The 17,027-nt window shown below is 39.6% G+C and carries 13 protein-coding genes and 2 rRNA genes; 10 read left to right on the forward strand and 5 right to left on the reverse strand.

All coding sequences use genetic code 11. The annotated features are described in order from the left end of the window. The first annotated feature begins 2 nt into the window (after nucleotides 1–2). From rrf (H5090_RS20055) to glsB, 3 genes are all read left to right on the forward strand, one after another. A 5S ribosomal RNA gene (gene rrf, locus H5090_RS20055) occupies nucleotides 3–117 on the forward strand. Nucleotides 118–179: 62 nt separating this feature from the next. Next, nucleotides 180–294: ribosomal RNA gene (gene rrf, locus H5090_RS20060) — 5S ribosomal RNA — on the forward strand. A gap of 349 nt (nucleotides 295–643) precedes the next feature. Continuing rightward, nucleotides 644–1,567, forward strand: coding sequence for a glutaminase B (gene glsB, locus H5090_RS20065; protein WP_002961081.1), 924 nt, complete (start codon nucleotides 644–646; stop codon nucleotides 1,565–1,567). A 36-nt stretch (nucleotides 1,568–1,603) separates the two neighbouring features. Here the strand turns inward: glsB and H5090_RS20070 are convergent, their stop codons facing one another. Further along, the gene (locus tag H5090_RS20070; protein ID WP_033021433.1) at nucleotides 1,604–2,908 is read right to left on the reverse strand and encodes an inosine/guanosine kinase; all 1,305 of its coding nucleotides are present in this window, start codon (nucleotides 2,906–2,908) and stop codon (nucleotides 1,604–1,606) included. Between the two features lie 178 nt (nucleotides 2,909–3,086). Here H5090_RS20070 and tadA point away from each other — a divergent pair, with 178 nt between their 5' ends. After that, nucleotides 3,087–3,602 (forward strand): tRNA adenosine(34) deaminase TadA, encoded by a 516-nt coding sequence (gene tadA / locus H5090_RS20075; RefSeq protein WP_002961078.1) that lies wholly within the window; start codon nucleotides 3,087–3,089, stop codon nucleotides 3,600–3,602. Between the two features lie 2 nt (nucleotides 3,603–3,604). On the opposite strand, the gene H5090_RS20080 is transcribed toward tadA, so the two are convergent. Together H5090_RS20080 and mltF are read right to left on the reverse strand one after the other, a co-directional pair. Continuing rightward, complete coding sequence (locus H5090_RS20080; RefSeq protein ID WP_002961076.1) at nucleotides 3,605–3,772, reverse strand: hypothetical protein; 168 nt, start codon at nucleotides 3,770–3,772, stop codon at nucleotides 3,605–3,607. 164 nt (nucleotides 3,773–3,936) lie between these two features. Further along, nucleotides 3,937–5,445, reverse strand: coding sequence for a membrane-bound lytic murein transglycosylase MltF (gene mltF, locus H5090_RS20085; protein ID WP_182696573.1), 1,509 nt, complete (start codon nucleotides 5,443–5,445; stop codon nucleotides 3,937–3,939). A 211-nt stretch (nucleotides 5,446–5,656) separates the two neighbouring features. Here mltF and purL point away from each other — a divergent pair, with 211 nt between their 5' ends. The 4 genes from purL (at nucleotide 5,657) to H5090_RS20105 (ending at nucleotide 12,816) form a co-directional block, all read left to right on the forward strand. Beyond that, nucleotides 5,657–9,547, forward strand: a complete 3,891-nt coding sequence (gene purL, locus H5090_RS20090) for a phosphoribosylformylglycinamidine synthase (protein ID WP_182696574.1) — start codon at nucleotides 5,657–5,659, stop codon at nucleotides 9,545–9,547. 277 nt (nucleotides 9,548–9,824) lie between these two features. Beyond that, nucleotides 9,825–12,275 (forward strand): YdbH domain-containing protein, encoded by a 2,451-nt coding sequence (locus H5090_RS20095; protein ID WP_182696575.1) that lies wholly within the window; start codon nucleotides 9,825–9,827, stop codon nucleotides 12,273–12,275. Between the two features lie 2 nt (nucleotides 12,276–12,277). After that, a complete protein-coding gene (locus tag H5090_RS20100) occupies nucleotides 12,278–12,475 on the forward strand; it encodes a YnbE family lipoprotein (protein WP_007378800.1) in 198 nt (65 codons plus the stop codon). 11 nt (nucleotides 12,476–12,486) lie between these two features. Next, nucleotides 12,487–12,816 (forward strand): YdbL family protein, encoded by a 330-nt coding sequence (locus tag H5090_RS20105; protein WP_002961068.1) that lies wholly within the window; start codon nucleotides 12,487–12,489, stop codon nucleotides 12,814–12,816. A 48-nt stretch (nucleotides 12,817–12,864) separates the two neighbouring features. Here H5090_RS20105 and H5090_RS20110 read toward each other — a convergent pair whose 3' ends face one another. Beyond that, a complete protein-coding gene (locus H5090_RS20110; RefSeq protein WP_002961067.1) occupies nucleotides 12,865–13,413 on the reverse strand; it encodes a DUF1415 domain-containing protein in 549 nt (182 codons plus the stop codon). Continuing rightward, nucleotides 13,410–14,693 (reverse strand): lipid IV(A) 3-deoxy-D-manno-octulosonic acid transferase, encoded by a 1,284-nt coding sequence (gene waaA, locus H5090_RS20115; protein ID WP_182696576.1) that lies wholly within the window; start codon nucleotides 14,691–14,693, stop codon nucleotides 13,410–13,412. The genes H5090_RS20110 and waaA overlap by 4 nt, the downstream gene beginning before the upstream one ends. 182 nt (nucleotides 14,694–14,875) lie before the next feature. On the opposite strand from waaA, the gene H5090_RS20120 reads away from it, so the two are divergent. Then, the gene (locus tag H5090_RS20120; protein WP_002961065.1) at nucleotides 14,876–15,466 is read left to right on the forward strand and encodes an SIS domain-containing protein; all 591 of its coding nucleotides are present in this window, start codon (nucleotides 14,876–14,878) and stop codon (nucleotides 15,464–15,466) included. Beyond that, nucleotides 15,466–16,905 (forward strand): bifunctional D-glycero-beta-D-manno-heptose-7-phosphate kinase/D-glycero-beta-D-manno-heptose 1-phosphate adenylyltransferase HldE, encoded by a 1,440-nt coding sequence (gene hldE, locus H5090_RS20125; protein ID WP_182696577.1) that lies wholly within the window; start codon nucleotides 15,466–15,468, stop codon nucleotides 16,903–16,905. Before H5090_RS20120 ends, hldE begins: the two co-directional genes overlap by 1 nt. Nucleotides 16,906–17,027: the final 122 nt, after the last annotated feature.

The following is a 17,027-nucleotide window of genomic DNA, read 5'->3' on the forward strand; positions in this document are numbered from 1 at the left end:
TGCTTGGTGACAATAGCGTTTTGGACCCACCTGACTCCATGCCGAACTCAGTAGTGAAACGAAACAGCGCCGATGATAGTGTAGCATTTGCTATGTGAAAGTAGGACATTACCAGGCTTCAAATTCAGTCGAAGGACTTTAACCTTAATAATTAAAATAAGAAAATTGAAAAGAATTTTCTTGGTGACAATAGCGTTTTGGACCCACCTGATCCCATGCCGAACTCAGTAGTGAAACGAAACAGCGCCGATGATAGTGTAGCATTTGCTATGTGAAAGTAGGACATTACCAGGATTTAATTAAGAGAAACCCGTTACAGTAATGTGACGGGTTTTTTGCTTTTTGGAATTTTGTAAATAGTCCATGCCGAACTCAGTGGCGAAATAAAGTAGTTCTAAAGCGAGCCCCGCAGAAGGACGCCCCGACACAAAGATAGTGTAGCATTTGCTATGTGCCTCTCCACCGCTGTGGCACTACGATATTACCAAGATTTAATTAAGAGAAACCCGTTACAGTAATGTGACGTTTTTTGCTTTTTTAAATTAAGAAAAACATCCCCCATTAAATTCAACAACAAAACTAGTTGCGTTTATTCGCGCGTGCTAAAATCCAATTTTTATGAATGATGATATAGAGGTCTAGTTTGCCTACAGCTGATTACCAAAAGGTGCTTGATGAAATAGCACATGAAGTACGCCCTTTATTATCACAAGGAAAAGTAGCTGATTATATACCAGCCCTTGCAGAGGTCGATCCTGAGCAATTTTCTATCGCTATTTATACAACTGATGGTAAGACTGTATGTGCGGGGGATTGCTCTCAACGTTTTACCATTCAGTCTGTTTCAAAAGTTATGACACTTACTATGGCACTGCAACGTTATGGTGATGAACTTTGGCATCGAGTTGGAAAGGAGCCTTCAGGTACTGCCTTTAATTCGCTTACACAGCTTGAGTTTGAAAAAGGGATTCCTCGTAACCCTTTCATAAATGCAGGCGCAATTGTAACGTGTGATGCGTTATACAGCCGCTTATCTGCACCAATGCACTCTATGCTCGAGACCTTTAGGTTGTTAGCTGGCAATAGAGGGATAGTGATTGATAAAAAAGTCGCTAATTCTGAGTATGAATTTAGGCATCGTAATGCGGCTATGGCACATTTAATGAAGTCGTTTGGTAATTTTGAAAATGAAGTCGATGATGTTTTATGGTCTTACTTTAACTTTTGTTCTATTGAGCTCAACTGTATTGAATTAGCCAAAGCTTATAATTTTTTAGCAAATAAAGGTGTTGATAATCGATCGGGCGATCGTGTTTTAAGTAGCCGTCAAAATAAGCAGCTTAATTCGCTATTATTTACCAGTGGCTTATACGATGCTGCGGGGGATTTTGGTTACAGAGTAGGTATGCCAGGTAAATCGGGAGTGTCAGGGACTATTTTAGCCGTGTTACCAAATAAGTTTACGGTAGCTGTTTATTCTCCGGGACTTAATTCGTTTGGTAATTCGGTTGCAGGAATTGCAGCGTTGGAACTGCTATCTAAAAAGCTCGATATTTCTATTTTTTAGGTAGTTGATAGGGAGCAATGATTGCTCCCACCGTTATTATTGTTCCCAATAAACCTGTTCTAAGCAGTCTTCGCGTTCTGGTAAACCGCGAGATAAACGAGGAGAGTGCTGAACTAACACTTCATAACTAGCTCGGTTAGCATATTTACTAATTTGCGATAGTGACGAGTAAGTAATAGCTTGTTGCTGATGCTTAGCAGAGTTTGCCACATTAAGTTTATGATAAACATTTGCTGATAAGTCATGTAGCACAGCCGCTAAAGCACAATCGCCTGCACCATTGGTGTTTTTGATTGAATCAGGTCCACCCATAAATGGGGCTGTATGGCTATATGCTCTGATAGGCTCATCACACTCGGTTTTACGCATAGCACGTGAAAATTCGTATCGATTAAAATCAGGTATGGCGCCTGGTAATAACGGATATTCGGTTTCACGCTTTAAGCTTTCGTCTACGTAGCCGGCCATAAATAAGCCTTTTTCGCCAGCGGTGCAAATTACCAAATCTACCCAATCAAGTGCTTTATCGGCAGCTAGAAGAGGGTCTTCAAAACCTGTAATAGCTAACCCTTCTTCTTCGTTCATAGCAAGAATATCAACATGCTTTTCAACAAAGTTTGCCCACCAGGTCGGGTCTTGTTCAATTAAGAATTTAGTTCCGAGTGTAAGAACAACTGGCACACCTGCATCATTAGCGTATTTTACCGCTTGCATAGTCGCTTCAGTCATCGTTTCACTACCTTGCGTACGCATGAGGTAGGCACTGATCACTAATGCTGATGAATTTTCAATAAGGTTTTTATCGATAGATTCAGGACGTAAGTGATTCATTAGGCCCGCACTTATCGCAAAAGTACGCTCACCGGTTTCATCAATTAATGTAAAACAACGACCTATAGGCCCATCTACTGGTTGGAGATAGTTTAAATCTACACGGCTTGAGGTATTACATAAAAAGCGGTAAGCATAGCTACCTATTTTTATATTTTCGCTCATTACGCCTAATAAAACTGAGCGATCATCTGCAAGTACAGAGTAGTTGTGCATAGTGTTACCAATGGTCCCACCGGCAAACTCAAAATCAACCATATCGTTTAATTTTAAACGATCGTATAAGGCGTTCGTTATGTCGCTATCAATAACTTGTGACATACCTCTACGTAGTTGAAATTCGTCAAGGAAAGCTTGATCAACTTTTGCCTCTATATCAACAACGATCTGATCGATACCCGTAATATAACTACGTTGTAATCGCTCTGTTGCGTTAAGTTGATTAGTAAGTGGATCTTTGGCTTCCACTGGAAAATAATGTTTATGCCTGCGGCGTCCAGGAAATTTCATTTGCTACCCGTGTTGTGAGCTAAATAAAAAAAGCGTGAGATTATAGCGTAAATCCACACTAGTGAGCCATTACAAACAGGTAAATATCGTTTTATTTTTGCAATAAAGTAATGAATGACGCACTTTAGAGTGCTAACTAGGTATAATTACAGCATAAAAAGTTATTTAAGTAGAAAGAATGAACGAGCCATTTAATGATTCCTACTGGATGGAGCAAGCGCTTTTGTATGCAAAGCAAGCAGAGTTGCTTGATGAAATTCCGGTTGGAGCAATTGTAGTAAAAGATAACCAGCTAATTTCAGTGGGGTACAACCGCTCAATAACGGATAACGACCCATCAGCCCATGCGGAAATGATTGCAGTGCGAGAAGCTGGAAAAGTACTTAATAATTACCGCTTAATTGATTGCACACTATATGTAACGTTAGAGCCTTGCTCTATGTGTGCAGGACTGTTGGTGCATAGCAGAATAAAGCGTTTAGTATTTGGTGCCCTCGATGCTAAAACAGGGTCTGCAGGTTCAATTATGAACTTATTACAAGAGCCGAGGTTAAATCATCAAGTTGAGGTGTGCGGTGGTGTTTTGGCACAGCAATGCGGTGATACTATTTCGAATTTTTTTAAGCGTAGAAGAGCGCAAATTAAAGCAGCTAAGAAAGCTGCTCGTGATGAACAAATAAATAAACCTAGCTAGAGTTAACTAGCGATTGGCTCTATTTCTGTTTCAGCCATTTGCTGCATAGCAAACATTCGGCGGCGCCAGATGATTTTTTTGTGCAGTTTTCTTAGCATAACACGACGACGTGTGGCTGTTGAATAAATCACATTGCGTTTTAATTTTTGTGTGCGTCTACGTTTTAGCATGTTTTCTCCTAATGCAAGAGTGAGAAAGGCGCAGGGTATATCTTATAAAATAATAATATACAAGTAATACACATTAGTGATCATTTGATGACAAGTAAACAGATATTTAATTTACTTAAATTTTGCTTACTGGTTTGCTCAAAAAACTGATACCTATATAAATCTTAGTTATTGTTTTCACTTGGTAGTTCGGGCTCAATTATAGGCTGTTGTTTTTCTGTTTGCGCTTCATCTTTGTTACTTTTATCGTCACTTTCTTCATTTAAGTTTGGCTCGGTATCAGTGCTCTGCTCTGTGATTGGTTCTGGCTCAGACTCTACAGCAATAGCATTATTCTCATCTAGCCAAACAAGTGCATCGTAATAGCGACGAATATTATCAACATATTTAACCGCTACATCGCCACGCGCATAACCATAGCGAGTTTTACGGTAATAGCGCTTTTTAATTAACAGCGGTAAGCGTTTTTTTACATCAGCCCATTTATCAGGGCTTGCGCCTTGCTGCTCGGTAATTATACGCGCGTCGTTAACGTGCCCCCAACCTACATTGTAAGCCGCTAGTGCAAGCCATGTTCTATCAGGTTGAGGAATTCTATCAGGTATACGCTTAATCAGTTTACTTAAATACTTACCACCACCGCGAATATTTTGCTCTGGCTCTAAGCGGTTGGTAACACCTACTTGTTTTGCTGTACTGCGGGTTAGCATCATAATACCGCGAACGCCTGTTGGCGATTTAGCACGAGGATTCCACATAGATTCTTGATAGCTAAGTGCCGCTAATAAACGCCAATCAAGGCTACCAGCATATTGTTCAAACCATGGTTGGTATGTTGGTAAGGTTTCTTTGATAGCTTCGATATAAGCAAGGGTATTTACATAGTTAAATTGGCGTACGTGGCCAAAGTATTTTTCTTCAAGTACGTAGAGCTGATTACTCTGTTTTATATCGCCAAAAAATGGCACTAATAAGGAATATAAAGAATCATCTTTTGATTTATTAAGTATCCATGCAATCGGGTCGTTATGACTAACAGAAAAACCGATACTTAAATTTGGATGATAACGGCGAAATAACGATAGCGTATGTGTATCAGCGAGTGTGTAATCAATCTCGCCATCAATAACTGCTTGAAGTAGTTCTTCTTCATCAAACTCTTCGCTTTCTATCCAAGTAAGATCTGGATTGTTTTTTTTCATTTTTTGCAGAGTAAGCGAATGACTACTTTTAGCGATAACAGTAAAGTTGCCATCTAAGTCGGCAAACTCTCGAGGACGAACACGTCCTTGCTTATAAACTAATTTTTGGCTGATTGTTCTGTAAGTTGGTCCATAACGGTATTGCTCTGCACGGGTTTTATTATAGGTAAGTCCTGAGGCAATTAAATCTAAATCACCGCTTTCAAGGCGTTCAAACATATCGGATAAGTTAAAAAATGGCACTATTTCAAGCTCTACACCTAGATATTCAGCAAATGCTTGAGATAGCTCATATTCAAAGCCTTGTTCACCTTGAACGGCTTGATAATAATTACTAGCACTTGCAAGTGTACCCACACGTATTTTGTTTTGTTCTTTTATTTGGGCGAGTTGAGTTGGCTGCTCTTGCATATCACATGCACATAACAGCATAACTAAAGTAATGATTATTATTAGTTTTTCTTTGAACATTGAGTGCCCCTTAAGCTCGCCAGCCACCGTTATAGCAAAACTAAGCCATCGCGTCACTTTACCTTTTATTTTATTAACCAAAAGAGGCTATAAATAAAGCTAAAAAGTTAATTTTATGAAAAGCGTAATTTTGAGTTAAATCTGAATGCTAATTGGACTATAATGCGTGCCTAAAATATCGTTCAATCCCTAACCCCGGATGAAATTACCTATGTTGATCCTTCGTGGTGCACCAGCACTTTCAGAGTTCAGAGTTAATAAAATTTTAGCGCGTTGCCAACAATCGCAACTTCCAGTCACTAACGTATACGCCGAGTATGCTCACTTTGCCGATTTAACATCGCCGTTGAGTAGCTCTGAGCAAACCAAGCTTGAAAAACTATTAACTTACGGTCCAACTATTGCTGAGCATACCCCAGCTGGCAAACTTGTACTTGTTACACCTCGCCCAGGTACCATTTCACCTTGGGCATCTAAAGCTACCGAAATCGCCCACAACTGTGGTTTAAAGCAGGTTCACCGTGTTGAACGCGGTATTGCTTATTATGTTGAAGGTGATTTAAACGCAGAACAACTTGCACAAGTAACTGCGTTATTGCACGACCGCATGACTGAAGCCACACACAATGAACTTGAAGATGCGGCTCAGCTGTTTCGCAGTGATGCCCCACGCCAAATGTCGTCTGTCGATATTTTAGGTGGTGGACGCGAAGCACTAGCAACAGCCAATGTTGAGCAAGGCTTTGCGCTTGCTGATGACGAAATAGACTACTTAGTAGAAAATTTTACAAAGTTAGGACGTAACCCTAACGACATCGAATTGTTTATGTTTGCACAAGCGAACTCAGAGCATTGTCGCCATAAAATATTTAATGCTGACTGGACAATCGATGGTAAAGAGCAGCCAAAATCGCTGTTTAAAATGATTAAAAATACGTTTGAGCTAAATCCTGAAAATGTATTGTCGGCGTATAAAGATAACGCGGCAGTAATGAAAGGCTCAAAAGCGGGTCGCTTCTTCCCAAATGCGCAAGGTGAATATGCGTATCATCAAGAAGACATTGAAATACTAATGAAAGTTGAAACTCATAACCACCCAACAGCTATTGCGCCATTCTCAGGTGCTGCTACAGGTTCTGGTGGTGAGATTCGCGATGAAGGCGCAACTGGTCGTGGCTCTAAGCCAAAAGCAGGGTTAGTTGGCTTTACTGTATCAAATTTACGTATTCCAGGTTATGAGCAACCGTGGGAAAGCGATTTTGGTAAGCCGGGTCGTATTGTAAACGCACTTGATATAATGACAGAAGGTCCACTAGGTGGCGCTGCATTTAATAATGAGTTTGGTCGTCCTAACTTATTAGGCTACTTCCGTACTTACGAAGAAAAAGTAACAAGCCATAATGGTGAAGAAGTACGTGGTTACCATAAACCAATTATGCTTGCCGGTGGTTTAGGTAATATTCGCTCTGATCATGTTCAAAAAGGTGATATTCCTGTAGGCGCTAAATTAATTGCGCTAGGCGGGCCTGCAATGAACATTGGTTTAGGCGGTGGTGCTGCATCAAGTATGGCCTCAGGTCAGTCAAACGAAGATTTAGACTTTGCTTCAGTACAGCGCGAAAACCCAGAAATGGAACGTCGTTGCCAAGAAGTTATCGATAAATGTTGGCAGCTAGGCGATGAAAACCCAATCGCGTTTATTCATGATGTAGGTGCCGGCGGTTTATCTAACGCGTTTCCTGAGCTTGTTAATGATGGCGGACGTGGTGGTAAGTTCCAATTACGTAGCATCCCTAACGATGAGCCAGGCATGGCACCACACGAAATTTGGTGTAATGAATCACAAGAGCGTTATGTACTCGCTGTTGGCGTAGAGGACTTTGACCGCTTTGAAGCAATTTGTAAGCGCGAACGTGCCCAGTACGCTGTTATTGGTGAAGCAACAGCTGAACCTCACTTAACTGTGTCAGACAGCCACTTTGAAAATAACCCTGTTGATTTGCCGCTGGACGTATTATTAGGTAAAGCACCTAAAATGCACCGCGATGTAACGTCAAAGCAAGTTGTTGGCAAAGCGCTTGATATCACATCAATAAATGCAGCAGATGCAGCGCAGCGATTAATGCGTTTACCAACCATTGCAGAAAAAACATTCTTAATAACAATCGGCGATCGCTCAGTTACGGGTTTAGTAGCGCGCGACCAAATGGTTGGTCCTTGGCAAGTACCTGTTGCTAACTGTGCTGTAACTGCGGCAACGTATGATACTTACCACGGTGAAGCTATGTCACTCGGTGAGCGTACTCCGGCTGCATTACTTAATTACGGTGCATCTGCTCGTTTAGCTGTGGCAGAGTCGTTAACTAATATTGCTTGTGCAAATATTGGTAGCCTTGAAAACATTAAGTTATCGGCAAACTGGATGGCAGCAGCGGGTCACCCAGGTGAAGATGCTGGTTTATATGAAGCTGTTAAAGCCGTAGGCGAAGAGCTTTGTCCTGCGCTTGGTTTAACTATTCCTGTAGGTAAAGATTCTATGTCGATGAAAACGACATGGAAAGATGAAGGTGACTCACAAGAGAAATCAGTAACGTCGCCGCTTTCATTGGTTATAACTGCATTTGGTCGTGTTGACGACGTACGTAAAACAGTAACTCCACAACTGCGCACAGATAAAGGCGATACATCGCTTATATTAGTTGATTTAGGTGCGGGTAAAAACCGCATGGGCGCATCAAGCCTTGCACAAGTTTATAAGCAATTAGGTGATGTAACCCCTGATGTTGATAACCCTGAGTTATTAAAAGGCTTCTATAACGCAATGCAAGCACTTGTGGCTGATAGTAAGTTACTTGCTTATCATGACCGCTCAGATGGTGGTTTATTTACCACAGTAGCTGAAATGGCGTTTACGGGTCATACCGGTGTAACTGTTGATTTAGCAGCTTTAACAGGTTCAGACATTGAAGCGCTTTATAACGAAGAGCTAGGTGCGGTAATTCAAGTTGCAAATGCTGATTTAGATGCAGTAAATGCGGTGTTTGAACAACATGGTATAGCAGCCATTAGTCACAATATTGGCACGCTTAACAGTGACGATACGATTATGTTTAACCGTGGCGAAAATACCGTACTTAATCATACGCGTACTGAGCTTCGTACTATTTGGGCTGAAACAACGTATCAAATGCAAGCGCGCCGTGATAACCCTGAGTGTGCTAAGCAAGAGTTTGATGCTAAATTTGATGCAAAAGATCCAGGCTTAAACGTAAAACTTAACTTTGATTTAAATGAAGATATAGCTGCACCATACATTGCAACCGGTGCTAAACCGCAAATGGCTATTTTACGTGAGCAGGGTGTTAACTCTCATTTAGAAATGGCGGCAGCGTTTAATCGCGCAGGTTTTGCAGCCGTTGATGTACACATGAGCGACATTTTAGAAGGTCGTTTAACACTAGAGCAATTTAAAGGTTTAGTGGCCTGTGGTGGTTTCTCATACGGTGACGTACTTGGTGCGGGTGAAGGTTGGGCTAAGTCTATTTTGTTTAACGACATGGCACGCGATCAGTTCCAAAACTTCTTCCACCGTGAAGATACCTTTAGCTTAGGTGTATGTAACGGTTGCCAAATGTTATCAACGTTAAAAGAGTTGATCCCTGGTACTGAACATTGGCCGCGCTTTGTAACTAATAAATCAGAACGTTTTGAAGCACGCTTTAGTTTAGTAGAAATACAAGAGAATCCGTCTGTGTTCTTTAACGGAATGGCTGGCTCGCGTATGCCTATAGCGGTTTCTCATGGTGAAGGTCATGCTGAGTTTGCAAACGATGCAGCCACTAAAGCGGCGCTTGATAGCGGCACTGTAGCGGTTAAATTTGTAGATAACTACGGTAACCCTACAACGCAGTACCCAGCGAATCCTAATGGTTCTCCAGAAGGTATTACCGGTATTACGTCAACTGATGGTCGTGCCACTGTAATGATGCCGCATCCAGAACGTGTATTCAGAAGCGTTGCCAACTCTTGGCACCCAGATGAGTGGCTCGAGGATAGCCCGTGGATGCGTATGTTCCGTAATGCACGTAAAAACGTAGGTTAATTATATTTACGTTTATACAAGTTAGATTCATAATCTTACTGTAAAATAAAAAAGGCTGCATTGTGCAGCCTTTTTTGATTATACCAATCTGCTTATATATGGGGTCTATTTAACGTTAAAAAAATTACGCTAGAACTAGGCAAAAGTTTTTATATCTAGTTGTTCTAAATAAAAAACTTTTAACGACGTTATAGTGCAATTTAATTCGTTAAATTGATCAAAGATTTATGCAGGTTGGTATTAGTATAGCTAAAAGCACAAAGCATTTAAGGATAGTATGTTTAAGCGAGTTGGTTTAATTGTTGGCGTTTTATTACTAAGTACCTTACTGCTTGGTTATGTATTTCGCTTGCCTTTATTACAGTGGGCTATAGCGCCTGAGCTCGAAAAAGCGGGTGTCACATTAAACTGCCTTGATTTTTCAATTACGTCTGAACTAAATATTCATGCTGATAAAGTGTGTGTAAATTATCAAAATCAACAATTACAACTTACTGGTATTACTGCAAATACAAAGCGTGTAGATATTGAAAATGCAGTGCTAACAGTTTATCCACTCCCTAAAAGTGATAATGCTAATCAGCTTGCTAAAAATCTCGATTTAGCACTTCCCTTAAATCGCCCATTAATCAATATTAAACAGCTTGTAGTAAAAAGTGATGAGCTCAATAAGCCACTTAAAATAAGCATATTAGAACCCGAATTAAATAAATTTAATGTCTCAGGTGATATAAACGCAAGTGCAATTTTGACTGCTAATAAAGTAAGGGGTCAGTTTGAAATTAATGACACTTTTTTAAAGCACGTTATAAACACTAAAAATACATTAATAGCAGATTTTAACTTTAATACTCAGCAAGCATTTAGCTTTGATGGTATAGAACTTGAGTTAAATGGCGATATTAGCTCCCAGTTTGCTCACACGTATGAGCAGTGCAAAGTTAACGTATTAACCACTGGTAAATTGGCGACGCGTTTTAATTTAAATAGCCAAGCGTTAATGTTTAATACCGATTTGCTTAATAACAAAATTAATTTAACACCAAGCTGTACTGAGTTAATTCCACCAAGTGAATATGCAGGCTTTATTAGCAAACAAGTTCCTTTAAATTGGCAACTTAAACTCCCTCAATCAATTAGCTTAGAGGCTAGTGGGTTGAGGGTACCTGCAATTAATTTGGTAAGCGTGGGCGATAAGCAATTTGATATTTTAATAACAGATACAACACTAAATATTACATCTCCATTTGAAGACTTACAGTCAACTTTGTCAGCTCAAATAAATACACCCGATATAAATAATATTAACGTTAATGCTCAGTTATCTGGCGCTGCAATTATAGGCGATTACGCCGTTGTGCTTGAAAATTTACCTGAGTTTGCACCTGCAACAGCGAATGGGCTTCGCCTTAGTGGTCACTTTAATATAAGTGAGTTTATAGACTTAAAACCCATTGGGCTTATAAATGCTAAATTAACGCTTAATAGTGTAGATGCGTTTGATATAAGTGCAGTGCAATACCAAGGTGATTTAACTGCAAAAATGGATAAACAGTTAAACACAGAAGTAACGTTAACGCAGCAATTAAAAAGCGCAGAATATAAAGAATTTAAAGTCACAGATATAAGTAACACATTAACAGCAAATGCTAATTTAGGCGTAGGTGAGTTATTTGCTGATCTAACAGCAAAAACGAATATAAAGGCTGTTAATAGCCCCGACATAAAACTTAATAATATAAAAGTAGAGTCTACGGGCTTGCAAAGCCGTGCACTAAAAGCTACGCATCACGCATTTATAAATAATGTTGAGTTAGTGATAAATCATCATATGTCGTCGCAAGCTCATCCATTTGAAGTGGTTATTCCTGAACAAAGTGCGCTGTCGTTAAATGCGTTTATTAGTCAATTTGAGCCACTTGCACAGTTAACAGAGGGCGAATTTAATGGCTATATTAGTGGCGATATAAACTTACAAAATGCACTGTTCAATATAGGGATTAGTCATACAAGTGCATTGTATAACGATTACCTTGCGAGTGATTTAAGCAGTACATTTAGCGGGGAATATAATTCAGGTAAGCTTAATGTAAAACCAACTACCTTTAATTTAAATGAATTTAGAGCCGGTGCCGTAGTTAAAACTATTAAAGGTCAATGGCAAGTTAATAACAATACCGCGCTTATAAATGATGTAAAAGGAAGTGTGTTTGGTGGTGAGTTTTCATTAGATAGCTACACAGTAGGGAAGCCAAACCAAGTTGCTAATGTTAAGTTTGAAAATATTGATGCAAGCAAACTTGTTACACTCGACGATAAGTCGGGCATTGTATTAACGGGACGCTTGGCGGGGTCTTTACCGGTTCACTTTGATAGTGGAAAAATTGAAATAATTGACGGTAGCTTATTTAGCCAAGGAACAGGTAATTTAAAAATTACCAATAATGCCGCTTTTGATTCAGTAATGCAGCAACAGCAAGAGTTACAACCTGTGTTAGGGCTATTAACTAATTTAGATATTCAAAAACTTAATAGCAGTGTGGCACTAAAAAATGATGGTTGGTTAAAACTAGGGGTTAATTTGCAAGGCTATAACAAAGCAGAGCAGCAGCAGGTTAACTTTAATTATAACCACGAAGAAAACGTATTTACACTTTTACGCGCACTGCGTTTAAGTGACGAAATTACACAAAAAGTTGAGCAACAATACTCACAAAAAGGAAACTAATAATGAGACAGTCGTTATTGATAAAAGTACTGCTCGCGCTGAGTGCTATTAGTGCACTCAGTGCTTGCACGCATCGTGTTGAGGTGTCTGCTAAAGAGCCCATTACTATTAATTTAAATGTGAAGGTCGATCACGAAATTCGCGTAAAAGTAGATAAAGAACTCGACAATTTATTTAGTGACGACAGTGAGTTATTTTGAGGAGCTAGAACATGAATACGAAGAAAAAATTAAATATTATTACGTTAGTTAGTGCAGTATGTATGTCTTTCTCTGCTTGGGCTATTAGCCTTGATGACGCTAAAAACCAAGGTCTAGTAGGTGAAGATAGCTCTGGTTATTTAGGACTTGTTGTACAAAACGCAGAGGCAAAAGCCGTTGTTGATGACATAAATGCAAAGCGTAAAGCGCAGTACTTAAAGCTCGCTAAAAAGAATAACTTGTCGCTTTCACAAGTAGAAGCACTTGCTGCTGCTAAAACAATTGAAAAAACCCAAAGTGGTCATTACGTTGAAGTAAATGGTAACTGGGTTAAAAAATAAGCGTTTGTTATTGTCTTGTTCTGCACAAACCAAAATAAAACCGAGCATTTAAGCGCTCGGTTTTTTACAGCCTTCAAGTAACTGCTGCCAAAAATCAATCCCCTTACGCCTTGCTAGATTTATATTATGCTCAGGAATAGATTCAGGCTCGTTATAACTATCAAGTGCTTCGCTCATACTTGCTTCGCGGATTAAATGCAATGTAGGAAAGGGCGCTCTATTTGTGTAGTTTGCGGCATCGGTTTCATCACTGTCAGCAAATACGTAATCAGGATGAAAATTAGCGATTTGATACTTACCTTCAAAGCCTTGCGCGACTAAAAGTGCATTAGCTAAATCGACCAAGTCTAAAAAGTCTTCAAAGTCACTAAAGCCATTGTCAAACATGATAAGGGTTGTTTCGCGCTCTGGTTCACGGTCAAGCTCAACACATTGCTCAAGCATATCCATTACAGCATCATCCATGCTCGTTGCAGAGCTTACTATGTAATGAATACAGTTATTTTCCACTTCTTTACGTGCAAATGGGCAAAAGTTATATTTAACAATAACAGATGACACCCATTCACGGGTTTGGCTTATAGCTATGTTGGTCACGGTTTTGGCTCTAAATATTGATTAATAATGTTAAGTGTTTTTTGTATAGCACCTTGGTTTCTAGTTACGCATTGCGCAGCTTTAATACCTAAGGTTTGGCACGCTTTTGTGTTTTGGCTAAACGTTATAAGCTGCTTAGCTAGTTCGTCGTTACTATCAACCACTACAGCACCTTTGAGCTTTATTAGCTCTGGATAAACATGGTCAAAATTGTATGTGTGTGGACCTGTTATTACACCTACCGAAAACGCTGCTGATTCCAGTGGGTTATGCCCACCTCTGCGAATTAAGCTGCCACCAATAAAGCTCACATTTGCAGCGCCATATAAACACTGTAATTCACCAAGCGTATCAGCAAGGAGTATTTGCTCATTATTATAGTTATTTTGGCTACGACGGCTAAAGCTAAGTGGGTTTTGCGTTAAAAGCTCTGCCACTTTGTCAAATTGCTCTGGATGGCGCGGGGCAATTATAAGTAATGCGTTCGGTTGCTTTTTTAGTAATTCTTGATGGGCTAAAAGTACCAGCTCATGCTCAACAGGATGTGTTGAGCCTGCCACCCATACAAAGCGTTCATTACTACTATAAAGCTGTTTAAGGTTGAGTACTTTAGCTAGTTGATCTTCACTTGGTGTTATATCAAATTTTATTGAACCTGTTACATGGCTTTTTGAAGTCTCAAGACCAAGCTCGATAAAACGCTCCGCATCAGCCTTGTTATGACTCGCAAGTACCGTAATTGAGCGCATAATAATATGCGTTAATTTAGCGGCCTTTTGATAGCCCTGCTGCGATTTCTCTGAGAGTCTTGCATTGATAACAAGTACCGGTATATTTTTTTTGTGGCTTATCGCCATTAAATTTGGCCATAGCTCGGTTTCTAAAATACATAATGCTTGTGGCTTTATACGCTTTAAAAATCGAGCCGTCGCAAACGGAAAATCGATTGGTAAATAGCTACACGCTACAGTATTTTTAAACTGGCTAAGTATTTGCTCTCTGCCTGTTGGAGTATTACAGGTTATAAGTATATTTAAGTTTGGATGCGTTTTTTGAAGAGCTTTAACAAGCGGCGTTGCGGCAAGTACCTCACCAACAGAAGCACAATGAAAAACTAAAGGTTTAGTTTTAACCGTAAATAAAGACTTACCGACAAACCCAAAGCGCTCTTTAAAGTGTGCACGATAGCCTTGGTTTTTTTTACCTCGTAAAATATAGAGATAAAATACAATCAGTGGGCTAATAATAATTAATGCGAATGAGTAAAAAATGCGTGCCATACTGATCTTTCTTAAAGGGAAGTGGCGTTAGTTTACCGTGAAATAGCTGTTTTCTAAACAGACTCGTTATAAAATATGGTCTGGGTTCAGTTATAACCCGATAAAATACACACAATTAAATAAAATTATGGAATAATGAATTTAATTTTTCCTGCCATTTCAGTTCCAAGAGGAATTTTTTCATGTCAATTATCGATTCAGTGGCAACTAGCTACGTTGAAACATTAAACCGTCATCAGGCATTATTTGAAACGATGGAGGCTTATCATCAAGAATCTATGCAATTGTTAGAAGCATGCCATAGTGCATTACAAGCTGGTGGCAAGATTGTTTGGTTTGGTAACGGTGGTAGTGCAGCAGATGCACAGCATTTAGCTGCAGAATTTGTAGTGCGTTATAAATTAGAACGAGGTCCGCTTGCCTCAATGGCATTGACCACTGATACCTCAATTTTAACAGCGCACAGCAACGATTATCACTTTGATACGGTGTTTGAACGCCAAGTTCAAGCGCTATGCAAGCCAGAAGATTTAGTTATTGGTTTAACCACATCAGGTACTAGTAACAATATTAATTTAGCATTAGAGGCTGCAAATAAACTAGGCGCTTTTACAGTGGCATTAACTGGGCGTGATGGCGGTAAAGTAAAAGATATTGCTAAGTTACCTATTATTATAAAAAATGACGAAACAGCACGTATTCAAGAAGCTCACATGTTTATAGGTCACTGGTTATGTGAAGCCATGGATATGGTTGTTGCGGAGCAGCAGTAATGGATTTATCGTTATTAAAAAACTTATCAGCGGCACGAATATTAGTTGTTGGCGATGTAATGCTAGACCGCTATTGGTATGGTGATACAGGTCGCATTTCGCCAGAAGCGCCAGTACCGGTTGTTAAAGTAAGTAAATTTGAAGACAAAGCGGGCGGTGCAGCTAACGTTGCAAAAAATATAGCGCGGTTAGATGCAAAAGTTGGCTTATTGGGTTTAATTGGTGAGGACGAAAGCGGGCAGATTTTAGAGACCATCCTAAAAGGTGAAAAAATAAGCTCACAATTAGTCAGTGTATGTGATTTACCGACTATTTCAAAAATGCGTGTTATTAGCCGCCACCAACAATTGGTTCGACTTGATTTAGAAGAAATGTTTACTGAGCAACATAGCCAGCTTTTATTAAACCGCTTAGAGCTTGTACTTGATGAATACGACTTTATAGTGTTCTCTGATTACAGCAAAGGATCTTTAAGCTTAATTAAAGAGATGATAAGCCTTGCTAAGGGCGCCGGAAAAACGGTTTTAATCGACCCTAAATCGCCAGATTTACATTTATATGAAGGTGCTGATTACATTACACCTAACTTACATGAGTTTAAGTTAGCGGGTGGTCAAACCGATTCAGAAGAGGCTTTAGCAGCAAGTGCGCGTGATTTAATAAGCAAAAATGGCATTAAAGCCATGTTACTTACGCGTTCTGAGCAAGGTATGTCGCTTATTAGTGCAGATGAAAAGTTTGATTTTGCAGCGCAAGAGCTTGAAGTAAGCGATGTAACCGGGGCTGGTGATACGGTTATAGCTACACTCGCGGTTATGCTTGGTGCTGGCATGGAACCTAAAGATGCTGTCGAAATTGCTAATTTAGCCGCAGGTATCGTTGTGAGTAAGTTTGGGGCTGCAACTGTCTCGCCAGAGGAGCTAAGCCGCAAGCTTGGTCAGTATTTACATACTACGGGTGAGCATTACCAAACACCATTTGATGATGTACTTCAGCATATTGAATTTGCAAAACAAAACGGCGAAACCATTGTATTCACTAATGGCTGTTTTGATATTTTACATGCGGGGCATGTACGTTATTTAGCGCAAGCTAAAGCACGAGGCGATAGACTCGTTGTTGGATTAAATAATGATGAATCAATTACGCGTTTAAAAGGGGCAGAACGTCCTATTAACACACTAGATGAGCGTGCGATGGTACTTAGCGCACTTTCATCAGTTGATTGGGTTATTCCGTTTGGTAGCTTAGATGAAAACGACACTCCCGCTAACTTAATTGAGCAAATAAGCCCTGATATTTTAGTTAAGGGTGGCGACTACACTGTAGATCAAATCGCGGGTGCTGAGCATGTACTTCGCCATGGCGGAAAAGTTGAAGTGCTTGAATTTTTAGATGGGTGCTCAACATCAAAAGTAATAAGTAAAATTAAACAGTAATACCAATTTTATTAAAAACATGATCATTCTAGCGTATTAAATAACTCACTAACTACGTTAAAAATTATTTATATAGAACAACTATGTATCATAATTTTAGCCTTGTTATTGAGCTATTTTCT

Origin of the sequence: Pseudoalteromonas sp. SR43-5 (assembly GCF_014163835.1) — a bacterium.
In the GTDB taxonomy this organism is placed as follows: domain Bacteria; phylum Pseudomonadota; class Gammaproteobacteria; order Enterobacterales; family Alteromonadaceae; genus Pseudoalteromonas; species Pseudoalteromonas distincta.

Coding starts and splice junctions, on each gene's coding strand:
- H5090_RS20070 (WP_033021433.1), bottom strand. CDS start 2,908: ATGAAATTTCCTGGACGCCGCAGGCATAAACATTATTTTCCAGTGGAA.
- H5090_RS20095 (WP_182696575.1), top strand. CDS start 9,825: ATGTTTAAGCGAGTTGGTTTAATTGTTGGCGTTTTATTACTAAGTACC.
- hldE (WP_182696577.1), top strand. CDS start 15,466: ATGGATTTATCGTTATTAAAAAACTTATCAGCGGCACGAATATTAGTT.
- waaA (WP_182696576.1), bottom strand. CDS start 14,693: ATGGCACGCATTTTTTACTCATTCGCATTAATTATTATTAGCCCACTG.
- H5090_RS20105 (WP_002961068.1), top strand. CDS start 12,487: ATGAATACGAAGAAAAAATTAAATATTATTACGTTAGTTAGTGCAGTA.
- H5090_RS20080 (WP_002961076.1), bottom strand. CDS start 3,772: ATGCTAAAACGTAGACGCACACAAAAATTAAAACGCAATGTGATTTAT.
- tadA (WP_002961078.1), top strand. CDS start 3,087: ATGAACGAGCCATTTAATGATTCCTACTGGATGGAGCAAGCGCTTTTG.
- mltF (WP_182696573.1), bottom strand. CDS start 5,445: ATGTTCAAAGAAAAACTAATAATAATCATTACTTTAGTTATGCTGTTA.
- H5090_RS20100 (WP_007378800.1), top strand. CDS start 12,278: ATGAGACAGTCGTTATTGATAAAAGTACTGCTCGCGCTGAGTGCTATT.
- H5090_RS20120 (WP_002961065.1), top strand. CDS start 14,876: ATGTCAATTATCGATTCAGTGGCAACTAGCTACGTTGAAACATTAAAC.
- purL (WP_182696574.1), top strand. CDS start 5,657: ATGTTGATCCTTCGTGGTGCACCAGCACTTTCAGAGTTCAGAGTTAAT.